Source organism: Alteromonas sp. ASW11-130 (assembly GCF_026183735.1).
Lineage (GTDB): Bacteria > Pseudomonadota > Gammaproteobacteria > Enterobacterales > Alteromonadaceae > Alteromonas.
Genome location: NZ_JAPFRE010000020.1, coordinates 50,056 through 72,878, shown reverse-complemented (window position 1 = coordinate 72,878; position 22,823 = coordinate 50,056). Strand labels below are relative to the sequence as shown.

24 protein-coding genes are annotated in these 22,823 nt (G+C 43.2%); 7 read left to right on the top strand and 17 right to left on the bottom strand.

From position 1 onward, the window contains the following. Window positions 1–21: 21 nt before the first annotated feature. Complete coding sequence (locus OPS28_RS07850; protein WP_265608903.1) at window positions 22–657, top strand: UPF0149 family protein; 636 nt, start codon at window positions 22–24, stop codon at window positions 655–657. Window positions 658–673: 16 nt separating this feature from the next. On the opposite strand, the gene OPS28_RS07845 is transcribed toward OPS28_RS07850, so the two are convergent. From OPS28_RS07845 to OPS28_RS07835, 3 genes are all read right to left on the bottom strand, one after another. After that, on the bottom strand, window positions 674–844 hold the full coding sequence (locus tag OPS28_RS07845; protein ID WP_265608902.1) for a hypothetical protein: 171 nt from the start codon (window positions 842–844) through the stop codon (window positions 674–676). A gap of 69 nt (window positions 845–913) precedes the next feature. Then, on the bottom strand, window positions 914–1,342 hold the full coding sequence (locus OPS28_RS07840; RefSeq protein ID WP_265608901.1) for a CopD family protein: 429 nt from the start codon (window positions 1,340–1,342) through the stop codon (window positions 914–916). A gap of 34 nt (window positions 1,343–1,376) precedes the next feature. Next, the gene (locus OPS28_RS07835) at window positions 1,377–3,053 is read right to left on the bottom strand and encodes a chloride channel protein (protein ID WP_265608900.1); all 1,677 of its coding nucleotides are present in this window, start codon (window positions 3,051–3,053) and stop codon (window positions 1,377–1,379) included. A gap of 88 nt (window positions 3,054–3,141) precedes the next feature. Between OPS28_RS07835 and OPS28_RS07830 the strand changes: the two genes are divergently transcribed. From OPS28_RS07830 to OPS28_RS07820, 3 genes are all read left to right on the top strand, one after another. Then, window positions 3,142–3,846: a DUF6776 family protein gene (locus OPS28_RS07830; RefSeq protein WP_265608899.1), complete on the top strand. Its 705-nt coding sequence runs from the start codon at window positions 3,142–3,144 to the stop codon at window positions 3,844–3,846. Window positions 3,847–4,209: 363 nt separating this feature from the next. Next, complete coding sequence (erpA, locus tag OPS28_RS07825; protein ID WP_265608898.1) at window positions 4,210–4,554, top strand: iron-sulfur cluster insertion protein ErpA; 345 nt, start codon at window positions 4,210–4,212, stop codon at window positions 4,552–4,554. Between the two features lie 139 nt (window positions 4,555–4,693). Beyond that, window positions 4,694–5,266, top strand: coding sequence for a glutathione S-transferase family protein (locus OPS28_RS07820; protein ID WP_265608897.1), 573 nt, complete (start codon window positions 4,694–4,696; stop codon window positions 5,264–5,266). Here OPS28_RS07820 and OPS28_RS07815 read toward each other — a convergent pair. Beyond that, window positions 5,263–6,219, bottom strand: coding sequence for a D-2-hydroxyacid dehydrogenase (locus OPS28_RS07815; protein WP_265608896.1), 957 nt, complete (start codon window positions 6,217–6,219; stop codon window positions 5,263–5,265). The genes OPS28_RS07820 and OPS28_RS07815 overlap by 4 nt on opposite strands. A 107-nt stretch (window positions 6,220–6,326) precedes the next feature. Here OPS28_RS07815 and OPS28_RS07810 point away from each other — a divergent pair, with 107 nt between their 5' ends. After that, window positions 6,327–8,105 (top strand): trans-sulfuration enzyme family protein, encoded by a 1,779-nt coding sequence (locus OPS28_RS07810; RefSeq protein WP_265608895.1) that lies wholly within the window; start codon window positions 6,327–6,329, stop codon window positions 8,103–8,105. A gap of 98 nt (window positions 8,106–8,203) precedes the next feature. Continuing rightward, entirely contained in the window at window positions 8,204–8,635 is a 432-nt protein-coding gene (locus OPS28_RS07805) for an SRPBCC family protein (RefSeq protein WP_265608894.1), read from the top strand. Window positions 8,636–8,694: 59 nt separating this feature from the next. Here OPS28_RS07805 and OPS28_RS07800 read toward each other — a convergent pair whose 3' ends face one another. Both OPS28_RS07800 and OPS28_RS07795 read right to left on the bottom strand, forming a co-directional pair. After that, window positions 8,695–9,804 carry an anhydro-N-acetylmuramic acid kinase gene (locus tag OPS28_RS07800; protein ID WP_265608931.1) on the bottom strand — a complete coding sequence of 370 codons (1,110 nt, stop codon included), beginning with the start codon at window positions 9,802–9,804 and terminating at the stop codon, window positions 8,695–8,697. Further along, the gene (locus OPS28_RS07795) at window positions 9,801–11,117 is read right to left on the bottom strand and encodes an OapA family protein (RefSeq protein ID WP_265608893.1); all 1,317 of its coding nucleotides are present in this window, start codon (window positions 11,115–11,117) and stop codon (window positions 9,801–9,803) included. The genes OPS28_RS07800 and OPS28_RS07795 overlap by 4 nt, the downstream gene beginning before the upstream one ends. Window positions 11,118–11,309: 192 nt before the next feature. Here OPS28_RS07795 and tyrS point away from each other — a divergent pair, with 192 nt between their 5' ends. Further along, window positions 11,310–12,509 (top strand): tyrosine--tRNA ligase, encoded by a 1,200-nt coding sequence (gene tyrS / locus OPS28_RS07790; RefSeq protein WP_265608930.1) that lies wholly within the window; start codon window positions 11,310–11,312, stop codon window positions 12,507–12,509. Window positions 12,510–12,515: 6 nt separating this feature from the next. On the opposite strand, the gene OPS28_RS07785 is transcribed toward tyrS, so the two are convergent. The 11 genes from OPS28_RS07785 to OPS28_RS07735 form a co-directional block, all read right to left on the bottom strand. Then, on the bottom strand, window positions 12,516–13,844 hold the full coding sequence (locus OPS28_RS07785) for an NAD(P)/FAD-dependent oxidoreductase (RefSeq protein WP_265608892.1): 1,329 nt from the start codon (window positions 13,842–13,844) through the stop codon (window positions 12,516–12,518). Beyond that, window positions 13,841–14,416 carry a GNAT family N-acetyltransferase gene (locus tag OPS28_RS07780; protein ID WP_265608891.1) on the bottom strand — a complete coding sequence of 192 codons (576 nt, stop codon included), beginning with the start codon at window positions 14,414–14,416 and terminating at the stop codon, window positions 13,841–13,843. The genes OPS28_RS07785 and OPS28_RS07780 overlap by 4 nt, the downstream gene beginning before the upstream one ends. Next, window positions 14,403–14,804, bottom strand: coding sequence for a DUF2721 domain-containing protein (locus OPS28_RS07775; protein ID WP_265608890.1), 402 nt, complete (start codon window positions 14,802–14,804; stop codon window positions 14,403–14,405). Before OPS28_RS07775 ends, OPS28_RS07780 begins: the two co-directional genes overlap by 14 nt. Before the next feature lie 123 nt (window positions 14,805–14,927). Next, complete coding sequence (gene ahcY / locus OPS28_RS07770) at window positions 14,928–16,319, bottom strand: adenosylhomocysteinase (protein ID WP_332017644.1); 1,392 nt, start codon at window positions 16,317–16,319, stop codon at window positions 14,928–14,930. 71 nt (window positions 16,320–16,390) lie between these two features. After that, entirely contained in the window at window positions 16,391–17,194 is an 804-nt protein-coding gene (locus tag OPS28_RS07765; protein WP_265608889.1) for a helical backbone metal receptor, read from the bottom strand. Further along, the gene (locus OPS28_RS07760) at window positions 17,195–18,160 is read right to left on the bottom strand and encodes a cobalamin biosynthesis protein (RefSeq protein ID WP_265608888.1); all 966 of its coding nucleotides are present in this window, start codon (window positions 18,158–18,160) and stop codon (window positions 17,195–17,197) included. It abuts the gene before it with no gap. Window positions 18,161–18,162: 2 nt separating this feature from the next. Further along, window positions 18,163–18,876, bottom strand: a complete 714-nt coding sequence (locus tag OPS28_RS07755; RefSeq protein WP_265608887.1) for a 5'-methylthioadenosine/adenosylhomocysteine nucleosidase — start codon at window positions 18,874–18,876, stop codon at window positions 18,163–18,165. A 117-nt stretch (window positions 18,877–18,993) separates the two neighbouring features. Next, on the bottom strand, window positions 18,994–19,587 hold the full coding sequence (locus OPS28_RS07750; RefSeq protein WP_265608886.1) for a DUF2726 domain-containing protein: 594 nt from the start codon (window positions 19,585–19,587) through the stop codon (window positions 18,994–18,996). A gap of 669 nt (window positions 19,588–20,256) precedes the next feature. Then, a complete protein-coding gene (locus OPS28_RS07745) occupies window positions 20,257–21,369 on the bottom strand; it encodes a capsule biosynthesis protein (RefSeq protein WP_265608885.1) in 1,113 nt (370 codons plus the stop codon). Window positions 21,370–21,388: 19 nt separating this feature from the next. Next, window positions 21,389–22,045: an ABC transporter ATP-binding protein gene (locus OPS28_RS07740; RefSeq protein WP_265608884.1), complete on the bottom strand. Its 657-nt coding sequence runs from the start codon at window positions 22,043–22,045 to the stop codon at window positions 21,389–21,391. Beyond that, window positions 22,042–22,821 carry an ABC transporter permease gene (locus OPS28_RS07735; RefSeq protein WP_265608883.1) on the bottom strand — a complete coding sequence of 260 codons (780 nt, stop codon included), beginning with the start codon at window positions 22,819–22,821 and terminating at the stop codon, window positions 22,042–22,044. Before OPS28_RS07735 ends, OPS28_RS07740 begins: the two co-directional genes overlap by 4 nt. Between the last annotated feature and the right edge of the window lie 2 nt (window positions 22,822–22,823).

The following is a 22,823-nucleotide window of genomic DNA, read 5'->3' as shown; positions in this document are numbered from 1 at the left end:
CGCAAAGCAAGCGAGATCGAAGTGAATTCCCCCTTACGTGCTGTATATCAAAATTCGACTGTAACCAACGTTCTACCTTCCCAGGCTTTTTGTGAAGGGTATATTTTTGCAATAGCTGCGGCACCCGAAATCCCTATGCCGGAGCAGTGGATGCCAGGAGTAATAAAAGGGAGTAATAACAGCCTCAGCACCGAGCAGGTGGACGAATTAGCAGAAGCTTTAATGAGCACTTTACGGGATTCATTGATGCTCATGCGAGATGGGGCGAGCTTATTGCCGGATTACGTGGTGTGGTCACACGATAAACAAAAAAGGATAGATGCCGAACAATGGCTAACCGGACTATTGGCTGGACATCAGTTTGTCGAAGATAGCTGGCAGCGAGCGTGGCAAGTAGCGCAGCAAGATAGTTTTCAAAATGCAACAGATGAAACGCCGACTAAGCGCTTAACTCGGTGTTTAAAGCTCTTTAGCTCACTGGCAGACGTCGATCTTGCATTGCATGTACGTACAGAAGAACAAGCACAGGCATTTCATCAGAACTTACCTGCCTTGTATAACCAATTGCCATTTATACTTAAGGAATATGTCGCATTGGCAGGGGAATTAGCTAAATCGCTCCCCAATCAATTTGAAACCTTTCAACGGGTTGAGTAGATAGTGGAGAAACAATTTAACGCTTAGCTAAAGTGGAGCGCAGGCTTGCCACGTAGGAATCTAACTCTTGTTTGGCCTTCTCATAGTCAGTATTGCGTTCAATTGAACCCGGCTCCTGCATTAACGCTTTAAATGCGCTGTCTGTTCGTTCAAGTAAGCATTTTAACTGTTCGTTTTGTACATCCATGTTCTCTCTCGCTTTTAATATGTGCGATCTGTCATTGATCTCATCTTAAAATATATTACTTAATACTGACTAAAACGGTTTAACTACCGCAAGAAAAACTATCCCCAGTATGATAATTACGGGGGCTTCATTTAAGAATCGATAAAATCGTGGGCTATGTTTATTCTGATTTTGAGCAAAACTTTTTACCAGTTTATATAAATAAAAGTGGTACCCATAAACTGCTATCAGCAAAGTCAGTTTGATATGAAGCCACAGTGAAGCCCGCAGCCAGTCAACCCCGTAAAAAGCTATTAACCAGACGCCAAATACTAATGCCAATCCTGCAAACGGGGTAACAAACCACCATAACCTTCGTTCCATTATTTTAAATTGCTCATGAACTGACGGATTATCCGACTGAGCGTGATAAACAAAGATTCTTGGCAAATAAAAAAGCCCCGCCATCCATGTTAGTACGAAAAAGATATGTAATGCCTTAATCCATAATATATTCATGATTTTCTACATCATCATTTTAGATCGCTAAAAATTAATATTGTGCTTTTTGTAAAAAACTTTGCAGGATATTCCATGTAATAACACCTACCAGCACATCTGGCTCCTCGTCGTAGACGTAAACCGCGCCTGATCGACTTTTTTTCAATATTTCATAGACTTCATGCAAGGTAGATTGAGCGCTTACCCCTTCCATCTCTGTGAAAAGGATGGGTTTCGAGTCGTGTTCAAGACTAACATCAAGGCTCACCCATTTATACTGTACATCGAGTTCAAATTTCTCTTGCTGTACTACTAGTGAGGTGGGCTTTTGCGAAAGAAAGTTTGACAGTACATGATCGGGCGCGTCGCGGAACAATTTAAAGTCTTCCGCCATTGCCGCCAGAACCCCGGTTTTTTCAAGTGACTCGCGGATAGACGAAATAGCATAAGGTAAGTTTTGATAATCCAGTTGTCTAATAAATACAGACCGGTTCCCTAAAAACTGAGTAGACGTTACATATGCAGGCACGATAACCAGCATTGCCGGTAAAATAATTTGAGGACTATAAGATAGTTCCATTACCGCTGACAATGCTGCAAGCGGCGCGTGAAGAACCGCCGTGAGCATGCCCGCCACACCCAACAGTGCAAAGCTACTCGTATATTCTTCAGCGGGCAAAATGTGGCTAACGGGCAATAACAAAATTGCACCGGCCAACATTCCGATGACCATTACTGGCCCCATAATACCCCCAGGAACACCTAAGCCGATGGCGAAAACAGCAAGAACAAATTTAGCCAATAGCACTGCAAGTAAGAGTAAAACACCCGGAGAGCTGGCAAAAAGCGTGTCTATATCGACAAAATCTGCCCCTCTAGCCTCCGGAAGTAGCATAGTGACCAGTCCAGTAATGACGGCTGCTAATACAAGCCGCCAAACCATACTCACCGGACGAAACAGTTTTACGATGCGCATAAGTTGGTTATTGAACAGCGTGGCCAACCAGCCCAACACAATACCCAGCCCAACCAGATACACATACATCCATTCACTGAAATCGTTAAAGGTAAGAAAAGACAGTTCGTTGACCGAACCAAAAACTAATCTTGTCATAACTGAACCGCAAGCGGCAGCTAACATTACAGGAACAAAAACATGTATCTTGTATTCCCTTAACACCACTTCCATTACAAATATAACAGCAGCAAAGGGGGTGTTAAATGAGGCCGAGATACCAGCCGCAATACCACAACCGGCCAAAATTCGAATTGTATTGTAAGGTAATCTCAGCCATTGACCGAAATAACTGCTTCCAGCGGCACCTAAATGAACTGAAGGACCTTCACGGCCCACCACGAATCCCCCTGCCAACGCCAGCATGCCCCCGAAAAACTGATTAATGGTGGTGCGAAAGGGGACATGACCATAGTAATATTTGACGCGGTGGATAACGAAGGGGATACCCATGCGGTAGTGTTTAAAGCCAGTTAGATAGGCAATTATAAGAATAGCCAATACAGCCAGTAATGGCATTACCATCCATATCAGCTTGTGAGATCCAATAATACTTTGAAGGTGCGATAACGCGCTATTTTGCACCCATTCTACACATAAGCGAAATAGAATAATCAGTAGCGCAGCACTGACGCCTCCGACGATACCTAACAAACAAATTTGGATGGAGGTCCGTGGATGGGCTAATTCTTTTCGTAGAGCCGACAGCCGCATGTCATGATACTATCTAACAAAATTAAGCTATAGCTTATCACAAGTGCTTGCTTTGCAAATGCTTTAAGCTTTTTTACGTCATAATTAAATGAAAATAACCAACGATAAAGATTCGGGGCCGGTTATTCCCGCCAAACGATCCATTGCAATAGCCATGTTGATAATGATGGCCTTCGGCTATTTTTTGGCACACTATTTTGCAGAAGAACAAGTGCGGGTGGCTTCGGCAACTAAACGAGCTATCGAATCTTTTGCAGAAGAAAACAACCAATTGACTACAAAAACTCATCAACTTCAGGCTGAGCTGACGCTATTACAAGAAGAAAATGAGCAATTGATAGCCACCGTTGAGAAGTATCAGGTGGAACAAAGCGAGCTACTCGATACACTTTCGCTGTACGAACGAATTATTGCGCCGGAAACCACGCAAAAAGGTTTTGCGCTTGAACAATTAAAAATAACAGAAGCGGCTGGGAAAAATCGCTACCGGATGGCGTTTATTCTTTTACAGAAACACCAAAATAAAGCGGTGGTAAAGGGAAACCTGAAGATTACTATTAAGGGGAGACAGTCAGGTAAACCAGCCATCGTGGCTACGGGTTCTGAACACTTATTGGCTGAAGGTGAGATGTTCTATCGGTTTAAATTTTTTCAGGCAGAACAAATGCATTTTACCTTGCCTGAAGATTTTACCCCTGAATTTGTCGAAGTAGAAACTGACGTTTATCAATACACCACGCTTAGAGGGAAATATCAAAAACAATTTGCTTGGAACTCAGTTTTTGATAACTAAGGCGAAACACATTCTATAGTAGTGCATTGCTCATTGGTTGAACGATTTCACCGCGCGGGATGCGTATGCCGTGACGAGCCGCAAACGTATGTAGTATTAGAGCGTGGCAGACAATTATAATTCCTACCAAAATCCCCATGAATAATGCGACTACAGGGGACTTTGCTATGTCTGTGATAGCAACAAGTGAATCCAGGTTATAGAAAGTATTCATTCACACTAAAGCATATCCTTCTAATCCGCATCACTCATTTATGTTTGTGGGACGTTAAATTTGGGCAAGAACCAGATTGACCCATGAATAGCTGTTGATAGCAGCTCCCAACTATACGATAATTGACCAGGTAAACTTTTGAGGTACCTATGACTGTTGAAACTGCCCTTCCTATTGAATTTTCTGATGCCGCTGCCAGCAAAGTTAAAGAGCTGGTAATGGAAGAAGAGAACCCAGAGCTAAAATTGCGAGTTTATGTGACTGGTGGCGGCTGTTCGGGCTTTCAGTATGGATTTACGTTCGATGAAAAAGTAAATGATGGTGATATGACCATCGCCAAAAATGAGGTGACTTTGGTTGTTGATCCGATGAGCCTGCAATACCTGGTTGGCGGAACGGTTGATTATATTGACGGATTGGAGGGTTCACGCTTTATTGTTAATAATCCAAATGCGACAACGACATGTGGTTGCGGAGCCAGCTTCAGCGTTTAATCTTCTCCACCCTGTCGTCCTGAAGCTATAACTGCTATAACTTATACTAGAAATCTACAATGATATGTGCCGAGCTGATCACATCTTAATGTGGGTTAGTATTAAACAAACGATTTGGTATTAAGGATTGTCAGTTATTATGAAAATATTTGGCTCAACCACCTCTCCTTATGTTCGTCGTCTTCGCATTTTATTGGCTCAGACTCCTCACGACTTTGTCAATTTAGAGATCTTTCAAGAGGAAGATAGGGCTAAACTGGCTGAACAAAATCCCACGCTCAAAATTCCTTGTTTAGAAGATGAAGGAGGCGTGATTTTCGATTCGCGGGTAATTTACCGTTATATAGCAGATAAATTTCAATATACGCCCTTGAATTGGGAGCAGGAGAATCAGTTAACGTTAATCGATTCCGCTAACGATTCATTGGTGCAACTGCTTTTACTAAAACGTTCTGAATTAGATATCGGTGAAGACAGGCTTTATTATCGCTTGCAAAAGGAGCGGGTGCAGACAATATTGCTAGAGCTGGATAATCAGGTACGCTTGAATGGCTTTGAGGGGTGGGACTATCCAGCTATTTGTCTGTTTACATTAATCGACTGGATCGAATTCCGCGAGATGCATAATTTACAAGCGTTCGATAATCTTAAAGCATTTCGAGAGCGCCATATCGATCGTATCGAAGTCACTGCGACTGATCCCAGACATTAATATCCCTTTTCAAAATCGAACTGAAAACGAAGTGGCCGTCCGGCCACGTAGCGTTCCACATTATCTAAAAATAACGCCACAATGTCTTCGGGCCGCGATTCTGCTGCGGTATGTTGCGTAACGATTACTCGAGGGTGAAGCCAGTAAGGATGATCTACCGATAAGGGTTCATCTTTGAATACATCAAGCACCGCCCCGCGTAACTGGTTGTGGTTTAGTGCCGCTAGTAGACTTTCGTCGTCAATGGCAGATCCCCGCCCTGCATTGATAAGTACTGCATGAGAAGGTAGGGCTGCTAAAAATCGCTCGTCGATAAATTCGTTGGTGGCTGCGGTATCCGGAAGAAGATTCACGACATAGTCACACTCTCTGGCAAAAGTTTCCTTTTGCTGGGCACTAAAAACTTTATCAAAGCCTGGCACTGAATTACCTGATGAGTTAAGTCCAATGACATTCATGTCAAAGGCTAACGCCGGAGATATCAACGCACGCGCAATTGACCCCGCGCCAAGAATTCCCAGTGTTTTCCCTGCGACATACTCATAGGGAATCGTTTGCCATGATTGTTGAAGCTGCTGATCAGTAAACGCCCGGACATTCCGCGCAAAATGAAACAGGTAAGTAAATACATACTCTCTCATCTGTTGACCAAATACGCCTTTTACCCCTGTCAGGCAGTAATCTTTGCGAGGATGATTTAACAAAGGCGCATTTCCAGCCCAGGTTGACTGGCACCAGTGCAAGTTTGGGCAGTCATCTAGTATTACAGCTGCCATTGAAGGAGAGGCGAGTAAGCACTTAACTTGTTTACAGTTCACTTTTTCGGGTTCAGTCGCACACTGAACAATGGTAACGTGTTGATAAGCTTCCGCTTCAATCAATTCACGGTATCGAAATGCGTCGCTACATAAAATCGTCAGCTCGATGTGTTTTTGGTCCTTATTGGTCTTCATTGTAAACAATTCTTTCCTTGCAGGTTTGGCTACAATTCTGTTTCATATTTATAAATTACCGTTAACAATTTACATTCGCTAATCCCAAATAACCAGAGATAATCGAAATGAAGGATACATTACAGTCGGCAAAATGCCTGTCACCTAGAAGAAACACGACACAGGCGGCTTCTTTGGATGAATTGGTCAGTGAGCAGCTAGCCCATTTTGGCATTAACGCTGACTCAGATTACGGTAAAGCGTTAAGTGATACTGCGCGTAATTTGTATCAGGCGCAAGCAAACGTGATGACCCTGTGGGATATTACAACAAACACGCTTGGCTCTTTAAATAAAGAAGATCGCGTTGCGTACTTTAACGCAAAAAAGTTTTTATCTTTTCAAATAGCGAAAATTCTCGATACGTTACAAAACCCTTTCCGTAAGACCTATCAAAGTTTATCGTCGGGGGACAATTCACAAGGTCATTATCCCCTTTTCGATAATGTGACAGCATTATTTTCAGCTACGCCAGTGGTGGTCCGCACCGCTACTTACGTTTACGCGTGTACAGAATGGGTGGACGATGCCTTTCAGGGTAAAGAGTTTACTCACCAGATATACTCGCGCTTGTTAAACCCCACCAATATCTCGCTGGCGAATGCGATAGTGGACCGGGAAGCTGGCAAAAATGCTTCAGAATATATGGCATGGAACTTTAACTCCGGCATGGCAGCTATTGATGCGCTACTTTCAAATGTGTTGACTCATGGTGATGTACTGATCGTTTCACGCAATGTTTACGGCGGAACCTATCAATTACTGCATGACTATTTTGCGCGACGTAACCGCATGGATATTCAGGTGGCATGGTTCGACGGATACTCAAAAGAAGAGTTTGTCGAATTTATGGAGACGACGCGTGAAGAAAACGCTGCCCGTCTTGAAAAAGGCGCAAACATGCACGTGTACATGGAGTCGCCATGTAACCCTCATGGATACGTGCTGGATGTGCCTGCTATTTGTGAAGAAGCTCATAAGGTAAATGCGCTGGTCATGTTAGACTCTACGCTAGCTACGCCGGTTCTACATCAGCCCTTGCAACATGAAAATCGTGCGGCTCGGCCAGATTATGTGGTACACAGCTATACCAAAGATATTTGCGGAAGCGGCGCCACTACGGCAGGTGTGGTTATTGGGGAAAATCATCGTATGTTTCAATCGAAAGGCGATGAAGTCAACGGCGTAAAGTGGTCAGAAACCTTATTCTGGGACGTGTATTACATTAAGGGTGCCTTCCTCGATTCGGAAAAAGCGTTTGACGTGTTAAACGGCATGAAAACGATGGAGCAGCGTATTATTTCTAAAGTGATTAATACGCAAGTATTTACTGAGTTTTTAGCCGCACACCCGAAAATTCGGGTCAATAGCCATGCATTGGATAATCACCCTAACGCAGAGCTTAAACGCAAACAACATAAGCACGGTTGGCCTTGCCCACTCTTTACCGTGGATATGGCGCCTGCCAATCTAGAAAGGGAAGTTTTTACCCGTTTCTTTGATGCACTCGAGCCCGCGTTCAGCCACCAGGTAAGTATAGGACAGACAAACACTATCATTCTATGCCCAGCATTAACTTCCCATTCAGAAATGAGTAAAGAGGAGCAGCGTAAAGCGGGTATCGAGCTGACTACAATGCGTATCGCCATGGGAACAGACAATGTGAAGCAGCTTTTAGCACACTTTATGTTGGCAGCCCGTCACTTTATCGATCCTGTCGTAGAGGGTTTCAGCGACGCGTTTATGAGCAATGCTGAGATTGACGAGCTGTATCGTAAAATCAGTCTGCATGTATGCGAGCAACATTATACGGCTGTTCCGGGGATTGCCGAAATTCTTCAAGAGTGATAGTAATGCTAGTTTGCGTTTTTTGAACATCGTAAATTAGTATAAATGGCGGTTTCTTGCGTATATAAAAGTCTGTGACTTTGGCGCAAGAAACCCATATGTATAATTTCAAAATGAATGTAATCTTTCATATTCCAATTACTCAACTTTTCGATGCTTTTCATAAGCCTGAATTGATTAGTCAATGGATAGCGCCACCGCCAATGCATGTTGTGCAAGTGGTCTCTGACTTTGAAGAAGGCGGACAGTATCGTATCGTTATGGAAGAAGCTACGGGTAAATCTTATACGTTGACTGGGGAATACACGCGAATCCGCCGAAATGACCAGCTGATGTTTTCATGGGCCTGGGAAGACGCGTTAGAAGAAAGCGTAATTACCAGTGTTGACATACAATTTGAGCAATTAAACGATAGTACCACCGAGATTATTTTAATTCATTCAGGGTTTGCCAACGAGAAAGAAAAAGAACAACATAATTTAGGCTGGATTGGGTGTTTGGAAAAACTGTCCACTATCAGATTTCACTGATTCCGAATAGCAATATTGGGATTACACTTAGTGCTGATTATGCGTCGGTGCGAATTAGCCTAAGCTGAATACAAAGCTCCTAAAACACACGCCCTTCTGGCACCCGTCACGTCAGGCAAATTACCGGTAATTCGATTGGTATAAGCCCAAGCCAACCACGCAAAAGCGGCTCCTTCTACCCATTGAGGGTTTATTCCCAATTGTTCGGTTGATAGCACGTCAATCCCCGTTTTCACAGCTAGCGTTTGTAATAAGTGTACGTTGAACGCGCCGCCACCACATACGTATATTTCATCAACTTGCTTTAAACGGTGGATAGCATCAGCAATCGACTGGGCTGTTAAACACAACAAGGTAGCCTGAATATCGTTCGCACGAATCTGACATAGTGCATCAAATTGCGTCAACCACTGTTCGTTAAAATATTCTCGTCCAGTACTTTTCGGTGTATCTTTTTTAAAGTAGGGGTCATCTAGCATTTCCTTTAACAGGCTTATATCAGCTTCACCCGAGGCCGCCCACTGGCCATTATTATCGTAGCGCTTCCCTGTATGACGCTGGCACCAGATGTCCATTAAACGGTTTCCCGGTCCAGTATCGAATCCCACAACAGGCTTCGAGTCATCGGCAGGTAAATATGTAACATTAGCAATTCCACCAATGTTTACAATTGCTCTTGTAGCGGACGGTGAACCAAACACCTGGTGATGAAAAGCAGGCACTAAAGGGGCGCCTTGTCCGCCTTCGGCAATATCTCTGCGTCTGAAATCGGCTACCACATCAATATCCGTAAGGGCAGCAATCCTGTTAGCATCGCCAATTTGAATAGAGTAACCAAAGAGAGAGCCCGATGTAGGTTGATGACGAATTGTCTGCCCGTGAGACCCAATGGCAACAATATCACTTGGTTTTAAATTCGTTGCACAGAGCAGTTGATTAACTGCTTCAGCAAATGTATGTGCAACATTACGATCTGCTTCCGCCATGCGTTCTAGTTCGTTAACTCCCGGCGAACAAAGCGCGACCAATTGATTTAATAATGCATCAGAAAAGGGAAGGGAAAGACAGTGTTTAGTAGAAATATTATTATGAGTGATATCACACAGGACGGCATCTACGCCGTCCATACTGGTGCCCGACATCAAACCAATGTAATAGGCCATATTTATTGCATAGCCAACATTATACGTTTGTTTGTATCTAATTGTTTAAGTCGATTGCGCGCAATGACTTCAAAAGCCGCACGCTCTTCTTTGGCAATCGGGAGTGCTTTAGGTAGTGCCACTGTGCGTGGATTACGGTGCACACCATCCACTAAAAATTCATAGTGTAAGTGTGCGCCAGTTACCATACCTGTACTACCTAAGTAGCCTACCGTCTGACCCTGTTTAACTACATCACCGACTTTTACGGCATTTTTCTTGAAATGCAGGTATTTGGTAGTGTATTTCTCACCATGCTGGATAAAAACGTGATTACCATTAAAGCGATCATAGCCCGCTTTCACTACTTTTCCGTCACCGGCAGCCATTACTGGCGTACCCGCCGCGGCTACGTAATCTGTACCGCGGTGTGCTTTCCAACGTTTTTGAACGGGATGGAAGCGAGCTTTAGTAAAGTTAGAGCTAACGTATTTAAAGTTAATTGGCGCACGCAAAAAACTCTTGCGCATGCTACGGCCTTCTGGGGTGTAATAGTTTCCATCGCTGTGCTTAATTGCAGCGAATTTTTCGCCCTGATTGATAAATTCAGCAGCAACAATATCGCCAAAACCTACAAATTCACCATCAATGTACTGTTCTTCAAATACCACATTAAATACGTCTCCTCGACGAATCTCCATGGCAAAGTCGATGTCCCAGCCAAATATACCAGCAAGATGCATAATCTGGTTATCGGTTAATCCTGCAGATACCCCCGCATGCCAAAAGCTTGAGGTAATCTCTCCCTGGGCAAAATTATGACGGACTTCGATTTCTTTAGTCTGAAGCTCAGCAATCAGTTTGGCTGATTCTTCGGAGGGCCCGATAGATAGAGTTTCCTTTGCGGATAACTTGTATTTTAGCCCTGCAAAGCCGCCATTATCATCAGCTTTTAGCCAGAGTTCATCGCCAGGTAAAATGGTCACCAGCGTTTTAGCTAGTTCACCGGAGCTGCTTACTTCATAAGTGTCGCGAGGAGAAAAGCCGGCGCGCTTAAAAATCTTTGCCAGCGTATCACCCCGACCTACTTTATAAAGCTGCCAACCCGACTCTTCTTCAGGCAACATCACATCTGTATTCTGGGTTACCGCCAACTTAAGTGGATATCGGACGCCAACGTCTAAAATGGCGGCTTCAGCATGACGGCTGGCTTCAACCGGTTCTGACGGCAATAGTACCATCCCACACAGGAACGCACTGGCAATCGCCAACCCGGTGCGGTGTGGCGAGGGTAATCTTTTTACGGTGTTTTTCACACCCGCGTATAAATTGATTCTCATCGTACAACCTAATTAGAGAATAAAGCTTTCAACATGGACATTTATTCATTATAGCTGCTCATAATTTGCTCAGCTCGTTATCTTTATCGGCAGTTTGCGCTCAAATATGAACACCAAACCTTTCAAAGGTTCCCATCCATGCGTAAAATGCCAGCCAGATTAAACCGTGATACCAGTAGATGTGAGAAAAAAATGAATGACTGGCAAACAGCATTAGCTGAAATAAAGCGAGGAACCGATGAAATCCTGCCTGAACAGGACTTAATTGATAAACTTAAAACCGGTAAAACGCTTACGGTTAAGGCGGGTTTCGACCCTACCGCGCCAGACCTGCATTTAGGTCACACTGTACTGATCAACAAACTAAGAACATTCCAGCAACTCGGTCACAAAGTGGTCTTTTTGATCGGAGATTTTACTGGTCTTATAGGTGATCCTACTGGTAAAAACGTCACGCGCAAGCCTTTATCCCGAGAACAGGTATTAGAAAATGCACGTACGTATCAAGAGCAAGTTTTTAAAATACTTGACCCTGAACTGACTGAAATTCGCTTCAACTCCGAATGGATGGATACATTAGGAGCAGACGGTATGATCAAACTCGCCGCAAGTCAAACTGTGGCAAGAATGTTAGAACGAGACGACTTTAAAAAGCGCTATGCCACAGGCCAGCCCATCGCCATTCATGAGTTTTTATATCCGTTAGTACAGGGCTGGGACTCGGTTGCGCTAAAAGCCGATGTTGAACTTGGTGGAACCGATCAGCGGTTTAACCTGTTAATGGGTCGAGAATTACAAAAAGATCAGGGGCAAACGCAACAAGCACTGGTAATGCTGCCACTATTAGAGGGGCTGGACGGTGAGAAGAAAATGTCAAAGTCACTCAATAACTATATTGGTATAACTGATGCACCCAACGATATGTTTGGTAAAGTTATGTCAGTATCGGATGATTTGATGTGGCGTTACTATGACTTGATAAGCTTCCGTCCAATTGAAGAGATTGAAAGTTTCAAGCAACAAATTGCTGCGGGCGCGAATCCGCGGGACTTCAAAATTATGCTAGCAAAAGAGATTATTGCCCGCTTTCATGATGAAGATGCAGCTGCCGCAGCACATCAGGATTTTATTCAGCGTTTTCAGAAAAATGCGATTCCTGATGAAATGCCCGAATTTACTTTTGACTTAACTGATGACGGATTAGGGTTAGGCAGTGTATTAAAGGATGCATCGCTTGTTGCTTCAACCTCAGACGCTATGCGAATGGTTAAGCAAGGAGCAGTGAAAATTGATGGAACAAAAGTTGAAGACCCAAGGTTGCAACTTACCTCACCAGGTGAGGCGGTATATCAGGTGGGCAAACGTAAATTTGCCCGTATCACCCTTAAATAATCAGTATTATTCAAATAGGTGAGCCCAGGTATAAAGGGCTCGCAACCCCATTCTGCGCATCGCAGGCATGGGGTATTTAGGTAAAGCATTTCGATAAAGGGGTAAGGACGTATCCAACTTTTCGCCTAAGGCCCTTTGCACCAGTCTGGCGCCTGCAAGAGTAGCGAATGATACGCCAGAACCACAATAACCCATAGAATATCCAATTCGTTGCTTTTCATCGAATACCACTCTGGGCATACTGTCCAAGGCGACTGACACCCACCCACTCCAGAAATAATCGATATCAATATGCTTTAGTGACGGAAAGCTGGCGGTCATAGCATCAATTAACCGATTTTTGGCCAAAGGACTGTCGGCATTTTTACCCGCTACGGCTCCGCGACCTCCAAAAAGTAGCCGTCCATCTGGCAGTGTACGATAGTAATATTTCATCATGCGCGTATCCATCATGGTCATCGCCTTATTGAGCCCAGTGGTTTCGCGTACCGAGTTGGAAATAGGTGCCGTAACAATGATGCTTGATTGAACTGGGAACTGCCGTTTATCTATCATAGGATGGAATTGGCGCGGGCTGTATGCGTTGCTCGCAAGTAAAATATTCTCAGCGTTAATGGTTGCTTGGGGGGTCTTTATCTTCCAACCATTCGCTGTGCGTTCAATGGACTCAGCTGGTGTGCGAGTATGAATTGTTACCCCATCGTTTTCTGCAAGTCGAGCGAGCCCATCGACGTACTTCAATGGGTTTAAAGATTGTCCCGGCTGGATAGAGGCCCCGTATGCGTGCTCAATTTTAAGTTGAGAGGCAAGCTTGGCGGGGGACAAAAAGTTGGCATCTATGTCGAAATCGCGTTTGTTTGTTTCTACTGCAAGACGAAGTAAATTAGCTTGTTTGGCGTTGTGAGCAATTTTTAAATAGGGCCCACTACTTAAGTCACACTGAATATTTCCTTGCATAATGTGTTTATTTAATGCGTTTACGGCACTCTGCCACTCTCCATGCATTTTAACCGCCACCTCGACGCCCCACTTTTTAGCAATAGCCGGTAAGCTATAACGTCCTGTGCCAGAAAGCACAAAACCACCATTGCGACCGGCACAGCCAAAGCCAATGTCATGACTATCAACCACCACAACGTCTGAGCGGGCGGAGTGGCGTTTTAATTCACACGCAGCGGCAAGACCAGTGTAACCCGCGCCTACAATTAGCCATTCACACTGGATATCTTGAGCAAGGGGATTTCTCGATACGACTTTATGTGTCGAACGCCAGTAAGTTGGTGGATGGGGAAGTTCCGTGCTTACTGCGTTGACAGTTAATGGGTCATAACTCATTGGAAAGGGAGTATCATTTCAGCAGCTACACATTCGCAATATCCCGTACATACAGGACAGTTGTAGCCCTCATGAATAGATGCATGGCGCCACATATTAGGGTGTTTCTTCACTAATTTACCCCCATTTTTAGTGAAATATTTGTAAGCACTGTTTCCAGGGCTAGCCAGCCATATATGGGCAAGACCTGCTTGAGCACCTTGCAACTTAGCTTGCTTGATGGAACGTTTTAATAATTCACTGCCCACCCCATGGGCGCGAATAGATTTGTCAACAGTATTACACTTGAAGTAACAGACCTGTTCTTGGGGAATAGGCCAGAGCGTTGGAGAGCACCATTCGTTTGGCGTCCATTTAGATGCTGCGAAAGTAAGTCTAAAACCCACTACTTTATCTTCGAATAATGCAATCCAACTGGCATTAATATCATCCTGCCAACTGTCCTCATAAATTGTTTTGATAGATTCAGACGAGAGGTAATTGTCGCCATGTACTCTATTCCCTAATTCAACCACTTGTTTAAAGTACTTGGGTTCAAGTTGTACGTAACTTACCTGCTTAACACTCTTCATGGTTGGATTTCCTCGCCACACCCGCTAAATGTACATCTAAAGCTTCCACTGAAATAAGAATTTCTCTCACAGACATCCACAATGAATAAAGTAAACAAACTAAACTCACACCAAAAATCCAACTGCCGACTTCCTGATACGTTAAATAGATGGCCAGCATAGCTAATACACATAAAAAGAAGCTCGCTACACCGGCAATTTGCATGCGCTTAATTAATTGAATCCGTTGGCGTAAGTTCTTTATTTGCGCTGCGGTATTATTGTCTAGTTCGTCTTTAGCAAAATTGCGAATGATAGTTGCTAATGTCAAAAAGCGATTAGTATATGCCAATAGTAATAATGAGATGGCAGGAAACAGCATAGCCGGCGTAGCAAGATCGATAGTCATGTAAGATTAATGCTTTAAAACGATTTTCAGCATTTTAGCAAACACCGCTTAGGTTCATCCACCAAAACAGATCTGCCAGCTATATTGGCTGGCAGATAGGTAAGTGGGTGGCCTTAGTTACGCTTAGTAACGATAGTGTTCAGACTTGAACGGGCCGCATTTTTCTACATGAATATAATTTGCTTGCTGGTCTGTCAATTCGGTGATTACACCCCCGAATCCTTCTACCATATAACGCGCGACTTCTTCGTCTAACTGTCGAGGTAGCACCTCAACCCGCAGTAAATCTTGTTGGGTATGCTCATTTTGATCGGCGTAAGCCTGTGCGAATAAATGTATTTGTGCCAGTACTTGGTTGGCAAATGAACCATCCATTACTCTGGAGGGGTGACCGGTAGCATTGCCTAAGTTGACCAAACGTCCTTCTGAAAGTAACAGAATATGGTCCTCTTCATCTTCACTGCGATAGATTTTATGGACTTGTGGCTTTACTTCATCCCAGCGCCAATTCTCGCGCATAAAGGCTGTATCGATTTCATTGTCGAAATGCCCTATATTGCAAACGACTGCGCCTTTTTTAATCGTACTTAGCATGTTAGCGTCACACACATTGATATTGCCTGTAGTAGTGACAAGTAAATCAGTTTTACTCAACAGGGCGGTATCAATATTTTGCTTATCGCCGGTATTTACTCCGTTGTAATAAGGAGAGACTACTTCAAATCCGTCCATACAGGCTTGCATGGCACAAATAGGATCGACTTCTGCTATTTTGACAATCATGCCTTCCTGGCGTAAGGATTGAGATGAACCTTTGCCCACATCGCCATAACCAATTACTAGTGCTTTTTTACCTGCCAGTAAATGGTCGGTTGCCCGTTTGATTGCATCGTTAAGACTATGGCGACACCCATACTTGTTATCATTCTTTGACTTGGTGACCGAATCATTAACATTAATGGCAGGCACTTTAAGTTTCCCCTGTTTGAGCATATCCAGCAAACGATGGACACCCGTGGTAGTTTCTTCGGTTATGCCGTGAATATGTGTTAGCACCTGAGGATATTGTTCGTGCAGCAAGGCCGTAAGGTCACCGCCATCGTCCAATACCATATTGGCGTCCCAGGGCTTACCGTTTTTCAATATGGTTTGTTCAAGACACCACTTGTATTCTGCATCCGTTTCTCCTTTCCAAGCGAAAACAGGCACCCCGGCAGCGGCCATGGCTGCAGCAGCATGATCTTGAGTAGAAAAAATATTACAGGAAGACCAACGGACCTCTGCACCGAGTTCAAGAAGCGTTTCGATGAGAACGCCTGTTTGGATAGTCATGTGAATACAGCCAAGAATTCTGGCTCCCGAGAGCGGTTTATTTTTGCTGTATTTTTTCCGGATAGTCAGTAAAGCGGGCATTTCACTTTCGGCAATAGTTAACTCTTTGCGGCCCCACTCTGCCAATGATATGTCTGCTACCTTATAATCGCCCGTGGCCATAACATGGTTATCCTGTTTCATTCTCGTCGTCTACTGTTGTTGGTAGTTTTGTTAACAGTAGAACAGCATTCTGAATCAAGCTAGTTGATGCACTAATTGGAACTGATTTTTTTACATAACGTTAAAAGCTCATTTGGTAAACGCAAGGTAAAACGGCTGAAAACGTCCGGATTAACGCGAACCAGTGGAGCAGCGAGGAAGTTGCGATGTGGCTGCCAGAACTGTTCCAGTATCGACAACGATTGGTGACTTGACGCTATCAGCAGCGTGGGCTGGCGTTTAAGTACTTCTTCCAGAGTGACTTCAGGAAAATCAACAGGGGAGTCATCAAAAAGGGTGCGCGCGCCACAAATATTTAGTAAATGATTTGCCCATGTCTCACGGCCTACTGTCATCAGCGGTTTGTCCCAGTAATAATAGAAAACCGATTGATCAGTATGGCCAAATTTGTTTTCAATATCTGCTATATCATTTTCAAATTTCAAGGTTAGTTTTTCAGCCAGTTTTGTCTGTTTTAAACGCTTGCCCAATTCTCTTATTTCTACGGCAATATCTTTTGGTGATTTGGGGGAAGATGTGAATACTTCGAACCCCAGAGACTGTAAACGAGCGATATCTTGTGGTTTATTGCCGCCTTCCCAGGCAAGAATCAGTGTAGGTTTATACGTGACGATTCGTTTGAAGTTAATGCCGTTATGATTAGCTACAGTGGGAAAACGTTTTGCTGATGGGGGGTAATTGCTGAACTCACTTACCGCAACGAGTTCATCGTCTTTTTCCAGACTATAAATCCATTCTGTTAAATGCGGTGATAGGGTAATAATACGTTCCGCAGAGGCCCACGCAGACACGCTCATCAGCCATATAATCGAGCATGCAGGTATCACTTTTGTCATTTAAACAAAACCTGATACACGGGGAATGTCCCATACAATAAGTAGGATCAAGGTGGCCAGAGTGCTCAGAAGCAGGGAAGCACGGGTGATCGCACGTTTACAATAAATCATATCTGAGTAACGTACTTCTCGATTTCCACCTACCCTAGGATAACGGAATTTCTCACCATGATAGTATAACGGCCCACCTAACTTGATACCGTGGCCCCCACCCATGACAGCGAGAATTAGTGAACTCTGATCCCGGGCTTTAGCATTTTTCATAGCGCTAAATGATTTGGCTGGGTGGGTCACCAGTATCAATGCCATTGAAGCAAAAAAAGCCGGTATAGCTCGCAGGGCTTTTGTTAACGCGTGAACAGGCTGGCTGAAACGTAGGTAGCCCGGTTTCCGCCAGTGCCATTCCCAGTTAATGGTTAACAACATACGGTATACCAAAGCCATTACTGGACCAGCTATTAAGAACCAAAATAATACGCCCCAATACTGATAGCAAAAGCGCAGAACCAATGATTCAATAGCGGCTTTGGCAATACCAATATCGGTTAGCATAGCGCAATCACGATATACGATAGGAGTTAATGTTTCCCTGGCCAGCACTTTCTTATTTTTGCCAACGGCGTTAACGACTTGCTGGTATTGGTAGCGTACATGATTAAAATCAACCATAGCCAGAACGAGAACCGCTTCAAAAAACAGCGGGTATTCCGCTATGTACACCAGTAATCCCACCAATACCGCAAACGGCGTTATCAGGATAATCAATCCGAGCGAACCAGAAATATAATGTTGCATGGCTGGATCTTGTTTTGCTGGCAACACTTTTGTCGCCATGCTAGCTGCCATAATACGCAGCACTGAAAGTGGATGGTACGCAGGAGGCCAGCGCCAAAATATGTCCGCCACTACTACCAGCCACAATATGGCTAACGTGCCGATTACTGAATCAGTTAACAACGCTTCCATTATTAGTTCAGCAGTGGATTTTCCGATAATTCTTTGATCATACCCATTACCAGTTCGGCTGAGTGTTTAGCCGCCACATCGAGGTAATCTCTGAATGATATAGTAGAGGTGATCCCAGCAATATCAGATAATGATCGAATAACTACAAATGGAGTGTCAAGCATAAAGCACGTCTGGCCTATTGCAGCGCCTTCCATTTCAACTGCACTCATCTCGGGGAATAAGCTGCGCAAACGTGATGCGGCTTCATCACAGCCTATGAAGGAATCGCCGGTGCAAACCAGGCCGCGCTTGGAAGTAATATGTACAACGTCAGATGCTGCATGCTCAGCGGCTACAATCAGGCGTTCATCACATGGGTAAATATCTGGCATTCCACTGGCTTGACCAAGGACGTAACCAAAATGAGTTAAATCAACGTCATGGTGCTGTACGCCGCTAGCTATTACCAGGTCGCCCACCTTAAGATTAGTATCGAACCCCCCTGCGGAACCTGTATTGACAATAAAGTCAGGACCAAAACGGTCTATCATCATTGCCGTGGCAACCGATGCCGCTACTTTACCTATCCCACACTTTACAACTACTACATTTACACCGTGAAGCTGACCTGAATAAAACGTTAAATGGGCCCACGTAGAAGTTGTAACGTTTGCCAGAGAGTCCTTAAGCAAAGCGACTTCCTGATCCATCGCTCCTAAAATACCTATTTTCATAGTGTAACAACCGTTAACTGTCATCGCATATCAATTGCGATAAATGCTAAAAGCGCATAATTCTATTATGAATGTAAGTAAACTGACAGTTTTTTAAACTTGGCAGCATAACAATCGTTATGCTGCGACCTTATTCGAGCGCACAGAGCGGACAGGCCGGGTTGGTCGGCGTGGGGGGGCAGGATTATGAGTTGGTGCTTGCGTCATTTTTTGTCGACTACGGCGGTAGGGTATCAACTTTGTTTCGATACACTCTTTAATATCTTCAACAGTATAGCCCGCTTGTACTTTTATACGCGCATGAGGAACGCCAGCCGCATCAAGTGCGCCTGAAACAAACCAATCTTTTTGCGTTTTGTAACCTTCTTTCCCACTTTTGTGTACCAAATCGATGGCGAGTACAGGACTCATGTCACTGCGATTGCATAATACAAAATCCAATTGTCTACCCGAGGCACGTGAAAGCGCTGCACTAGCCTGCTTTCGGTCGGTTTGATTTTGTACAGTTAACAAATCATTTAACCGTACGCGGCATAAGACGCGGAATTCAGTACCTACAGCCTGATCAATTAAGTTTAAGAATGTGTGTTCAACAGGGGTAAACAACGATGGCTTGCGGCGAAACGGAAAAGTGACGCCATTGTCTGATAATTTCATGGCACTTATTGATACGACGATGAGCAAAATCATTAATATGATGGCCAGTTCCATAATTTCCTCGCACTGATTCTTTTAAAGCGTCAGTAAATTGACGGTTTTGTTGGTATATACCAGCATTTGTGGCGTTTAGTCGATCTATTGCAAACCAGATGCCATAGTCTGTTTTTATATTAAGTCGAGTCGGAATTGATTAGAGATGAGTTTAATGGCGGAAGAAAATGGTGCAATGAAGTGACTGGTGGCAAAGAATAAACATTTACAGAAAATATAGGCAAAAAAAACAGAAAGTTAGAAACGTAAGGTGTATTTGATAAGAAGCTTGGCGAATATTGCACGCTTCTAATAATACCTATCCTTAATGAGGTGTGTTCATCTAGTACGCAAGCTTTTAATTTTTGATCAGCTGACGTGGGGAAGGGTTATTAGAGCTACATTGAGTGAAACTGAGTCAATTCACAAGCTGAAGAAGCGGCGCGTGAAAGTGGAAATTGTATCCATTGCATGACCTCGACTCATACTCTTATGGTCTTTGACTCTTGTAGGCTATTAAATACGAGGGACATAGAATAAGACGAAAGAGAATGTCTAGACTAATGCAATCTTTAGTAGCATCTCAACCGTCTCTATTATTTGTCATTTAGAGAAGTTCATAAATATAGTATCACGCGAGGTACAAGCAATAGTGCTTGTACCATCATGAATCAGCTCTACTTAAATTAGTTAAAGCTCTTTAATCGTTGCAATGATAATTCTAATAATTGAGTAGACCATAAACAATACCACACCCAACAATACGAGATTGTATATGGTCTTGGGATATTGATTTTCTTCAGGCAGAGTAGGTTGATTAATAACTACAAGATGCTGAAATGCTTTATAAGTCTCAACGCGAATTTTTTCTAAAGTAAGCAGCGATGCTGAAAATGCCTGCAGCGTCAGCTCTAGTTGAATTTTTATATTACTAAATTCTGCCATAATTTCAGTCGCTGACTTTTCATCTTTACCATCTCTTGACTGTACGACTTTATCTTTCTGTCTAGATAGCTGTTTTTCTAACGCTGCAATTTGGCGTCTTATATTTTGAATCTCGGGTGCAGTTGTGGACATTATAGAAGATAGTGCATCAAGCTCAGCTTGTTTTTGAGACAGAGTTGCTTCAATAGAAAATGCGATTTGTTGAAGCGCTGCTCCCTGCATATTCGGGTCCAATACTTCATACTTTGCTTGAAATGCAAGCAAATCAGTCTTAGCTGTTCGTAATCTATTTTCTATTTTTTCATGTTCAGCCTCGGCGAACGCGAGTTTTGCTTTAGCCACATCATTATTTATTTTGTTCACAAACCGTTCTGTGTGCTCAGTAATAGCATTGTTAATTAAGTTTGAAAATTCAGGCGTAAATGCTCTCGTTTTAAGGGTGATGACTGAAGAGATGGAATCTTTTTCTACTTCAATATGATCGCGATAAAACTCAAGGAACTCTTCTTTAGTGGAATTCGCAGATAGCCGACTAAAAATGTCATAGGTGCCCGTAGCATAATGCTGGGAAAGATTGATTGTATTATCGAGATGGTATGCCATGTCGGCAGACTGAATAAATGCTATCGCAATATCTGATTCATTGGTTGCTACGGATGTACCCAAGGTGGAAAGTAAAGCCGAGGGATCGAGAGCATTTCCCCCATCACTGGACTTTAAAATAAGTTGGCTTTCACTTTCAAATTGCTCAGCAGCGAAAATTGTTAAGTACACCCCATACGACAACCAGATACAGACAATTAATAAAACCTGATTATTCTTTACGAATGAAGTGATCTCTGAGGTATATTTTTTCATTCCTTCCACTATCTCAATATTAGTTATTATCGCCGGTGTAAATAGCTATGGCTTCTTCTAAGTCTTCATAATATGTTAGTTCGCCGTCTGATATGATAACGGCAGAATTACAGAATTCTCTAATTTGGTCTAATTCGTGGCTTACCATTATAACGCCAGCCGTCTCTGCACGTTCTTTCAAGGTGGCACGCGCTTTTTTTCTAAAAGCGGGATCGCCAACAGATGTAGCTTCATCAATCAGATAAATATCAAAATCGATATTCATGCAACAGGCAAAAACTAACTTCGCACGCATACCGGAAGAATAAGTTTTAACGGGTAAGTCAAACTTTTTACCTAACTCTGCAAATTTCTGGACATCCGCTTGATATTGGCTAAGGGATTTCACATGATTTATGCGACCAATAAATCGTGTATTTTCTCTTCCTGTCATTTGTGGATGAATGCCTGTTTGAAGTGCAACGGGCCAGGACATTGATCTGTTCGTTAATATTTTACCTTTATCAGGGTATTCGCTTCGAGCCAACATTCTAAAGAGTGTAGATTTACCCGCACCATTTTTACCCAAAATTGCTACATTATTCTCCGTAGGGAAACTAAAATTTAGATTTCGGAAAATATATTGAGGTCCTAGCTGACTTGGATAACTTTTTGTTAGGTTAACAAGTTTAATCATCTCGAAAGCACATTTTTCCAGGTTATGTGATAAATCGCCAAACTGAAGAAGAAAAAAACGATTGTACATGAGAGAGCAAAACCGAAACTTACACCGTCATTCCCGTAAGATGAATAACATGCATATCTAGCAAGTTCCACTAAATGAACGATTGGGTTCCAGGTAAGGTAGGGCCAAAACTCTTTAGGCACATCCTGAAGACTAAAAAACGCACAAGAAATAAAGAAAAATGGTCGTAGCAACACGCCTTGTATTTTCTCGACTTCTGCAATAAATGCCGTAGCGATTCCAAAGAGTAACGCAATACTTGCGGAAAAAAAATATAAACACACCCACAAAGCCAGTAAATAGAGCGGGTCATTAAGTCTGAATTCTTGTTGAAATAGGTAGAGTCCTATTAAAAGTATGATAACAACAATTGTTTTAATCAAAAACTCCAAAACAGATGTCGTAATCACTGCGCTCATGGGCATAACCTGTCTGAAAGCATATAACGGCTTGTTTTGCTTAATTGATTTCGCTACCGCAGGGACAGTTCTCATAAATCCCTGCACAAAAATCAAACCAATCATCATGAAAATAGTTGTAGGGATAGTGTGGACATCGTTCCCGCTAATCATTCCACGTAGAAATGAAAGTGTAAAAATAAATACAGCAGGTTCAAGCACAGCCCAGCCTAAACCAAATTTATCGTTAAACTTGCTTTGCAGTTCACGTAAGAAAAGCGCAAAGACGACTGTTCGCCACCCCTTAAGTTGCTGCGAGAACGATACCATCT

Bases quoted from the DNA above. Each gene is read 5' to 3' on its own strand.
- OPS28_RS07845 (WP_265608902.1), bottom strand. From the start codon at position 844: ATGGATGTACAAAACGAACAGTTAAAATGCTTACTTGAACGAACAGAC.
- OPS28_RS07840 (WP_265608901.1), bottom strand. From the start codon at position 1,342: ATGAATATATTATGGATTAAGGCATTACATATCTTTTTCGTACTAACA.
- OPS28_RS07835 (WP_265608900.1), bottom strand. From the start codon at position 3,053: ATGCGGCTGTCGGCTCTACGAAAAGAATTAGCCCATCCACGGACCTCC.
- OPS28_RS07830 (WP_265608899.1), top strand. From the start codon at position 3,142: ATGAAAATAACCAACGATAAAGATTCGGGGCCGGTTATTCCCGCCAAA.
- erpA (WP_265608898.1), top strand. From the start codon at position 4,210: ATGACTGTTGAAACTGCCCTTCCTATTGAATTTTCTGATGCCGCTGCC.
- OPS28_RS07820 (WP_265608897.1), top strand. From the start codon at position 4,694: ATGAAAATATTTGGCTCAACCACCTCTCCTTATGTTCGTCGTCTTCGC.
- OPS28_RS07815 (WP_265608896.1), bottom strand. From the start codon at position 6,219: ATGAAGACCAATAAGGACCAAAAACACATCGAGCTGACGATTTTATGT.
- OPS28_RS07810 (WP_265608895.1), top strand. From the start codon at position 6,327: ATGAAGGATACATTACAGTCGGCAAAATGCCTGTCACCTAGAAGAAAC.
- OPS28_RS07805 (WP_265608894.1), top strand. From the start codon at position 8,204: ATGTATAATTTCAAAATGAATGTAATCTTTCATATTCCAATTACTCAA.
- OPS28_RS07795 (WP_265608893.1), bottom strand. From the start codon at position 11,117: ATGAGAATCAATTTATACGCGGGTGTGAAAAACACCGTAAAAAGATTA.
- tyrS (WP_265608930.1), top strand. From the start codon at position 11,310: ATGAATGACTGGCAAACAGCATTAGCTGAAATAAAGCGAGGAACCGAT.
- OPS28_RS07785 (WP_265608892.1), bottom strand. From the start codon at position 13,844: ATGAGTTATGACCCATTAACTGTCAACGCAGTAAGCACGGAACTTCCC.
- OPS28_RS07780 (WP_265608891.1), bottom strand. From the start codon at position 14,416: ATGAAGAGTGTTAAGCAGGTAAGTTACGTACAACTTGAACCCAAGTAC.
- OPS28_RS07775 (WP_265608890.1), bottom strand. From the start codon at position 14,804: ATGACTATCGATCTTGCTACGCCGGCTATGCTGTTTCCTGCCATCTCA.
- ahcY (WP_332017644.1), bottom strand. From the start codon at position 16,319: ATGAAACAGGATAACCATGTTATGGCCACGGGCGATTATAAGGTAGCA.
- OPS28_RS07765 (WP_265608889.1), bottom strand. From the start codon at position 17,194: ATGACAAAAGTGATACCTGCATGCTCGATTATATGGCTGATGAGCGTG.
- OPS28_RS07760 (WP_265608888.1), bottom strand. From the start codon at position 18,160: ATGGAAGCGTTGTTAACTGATTCAGTAATCGGCACGTTAGCCATATTG.
- OPS28_RS07755 (WP_265608887.1), bottom strand. From the start codon at position 18,876: ATGAAAATAGGTATTTTAGGAGCGATGGATCAGGAAGTCGCTTTGCTT.
- OPS28_RS07750 (WP_265608886.1), bottom strand. From the start codon at position 19,587: ATGGAACTGGCCATCATATTAATGATTTTGCTCATCGTCGTATCAATA.
- OPS28_RS07745 (WP_265608885.1), bottom strand. From the start codon at position 21,369: ATGAAAAAATATACCTCAGAGATCACTTCATTCGTAAAGAATAATCAG.
- OPS28_RS07740 (WP_265608884.1), bottom strand. From the start codon at position 22,045: ATGATTAAACTTGTTAACCTAACAAAAAGTTATCCAAGTCAGCTAGGA.
- OPS28_RS07735 (WP_265608883.1), bottom strand. From the start codon at position 22,821: ATGGTATCGTTCTCGCAGCAACTTAAGGGGTGGCGAACAGTCGTCTTT.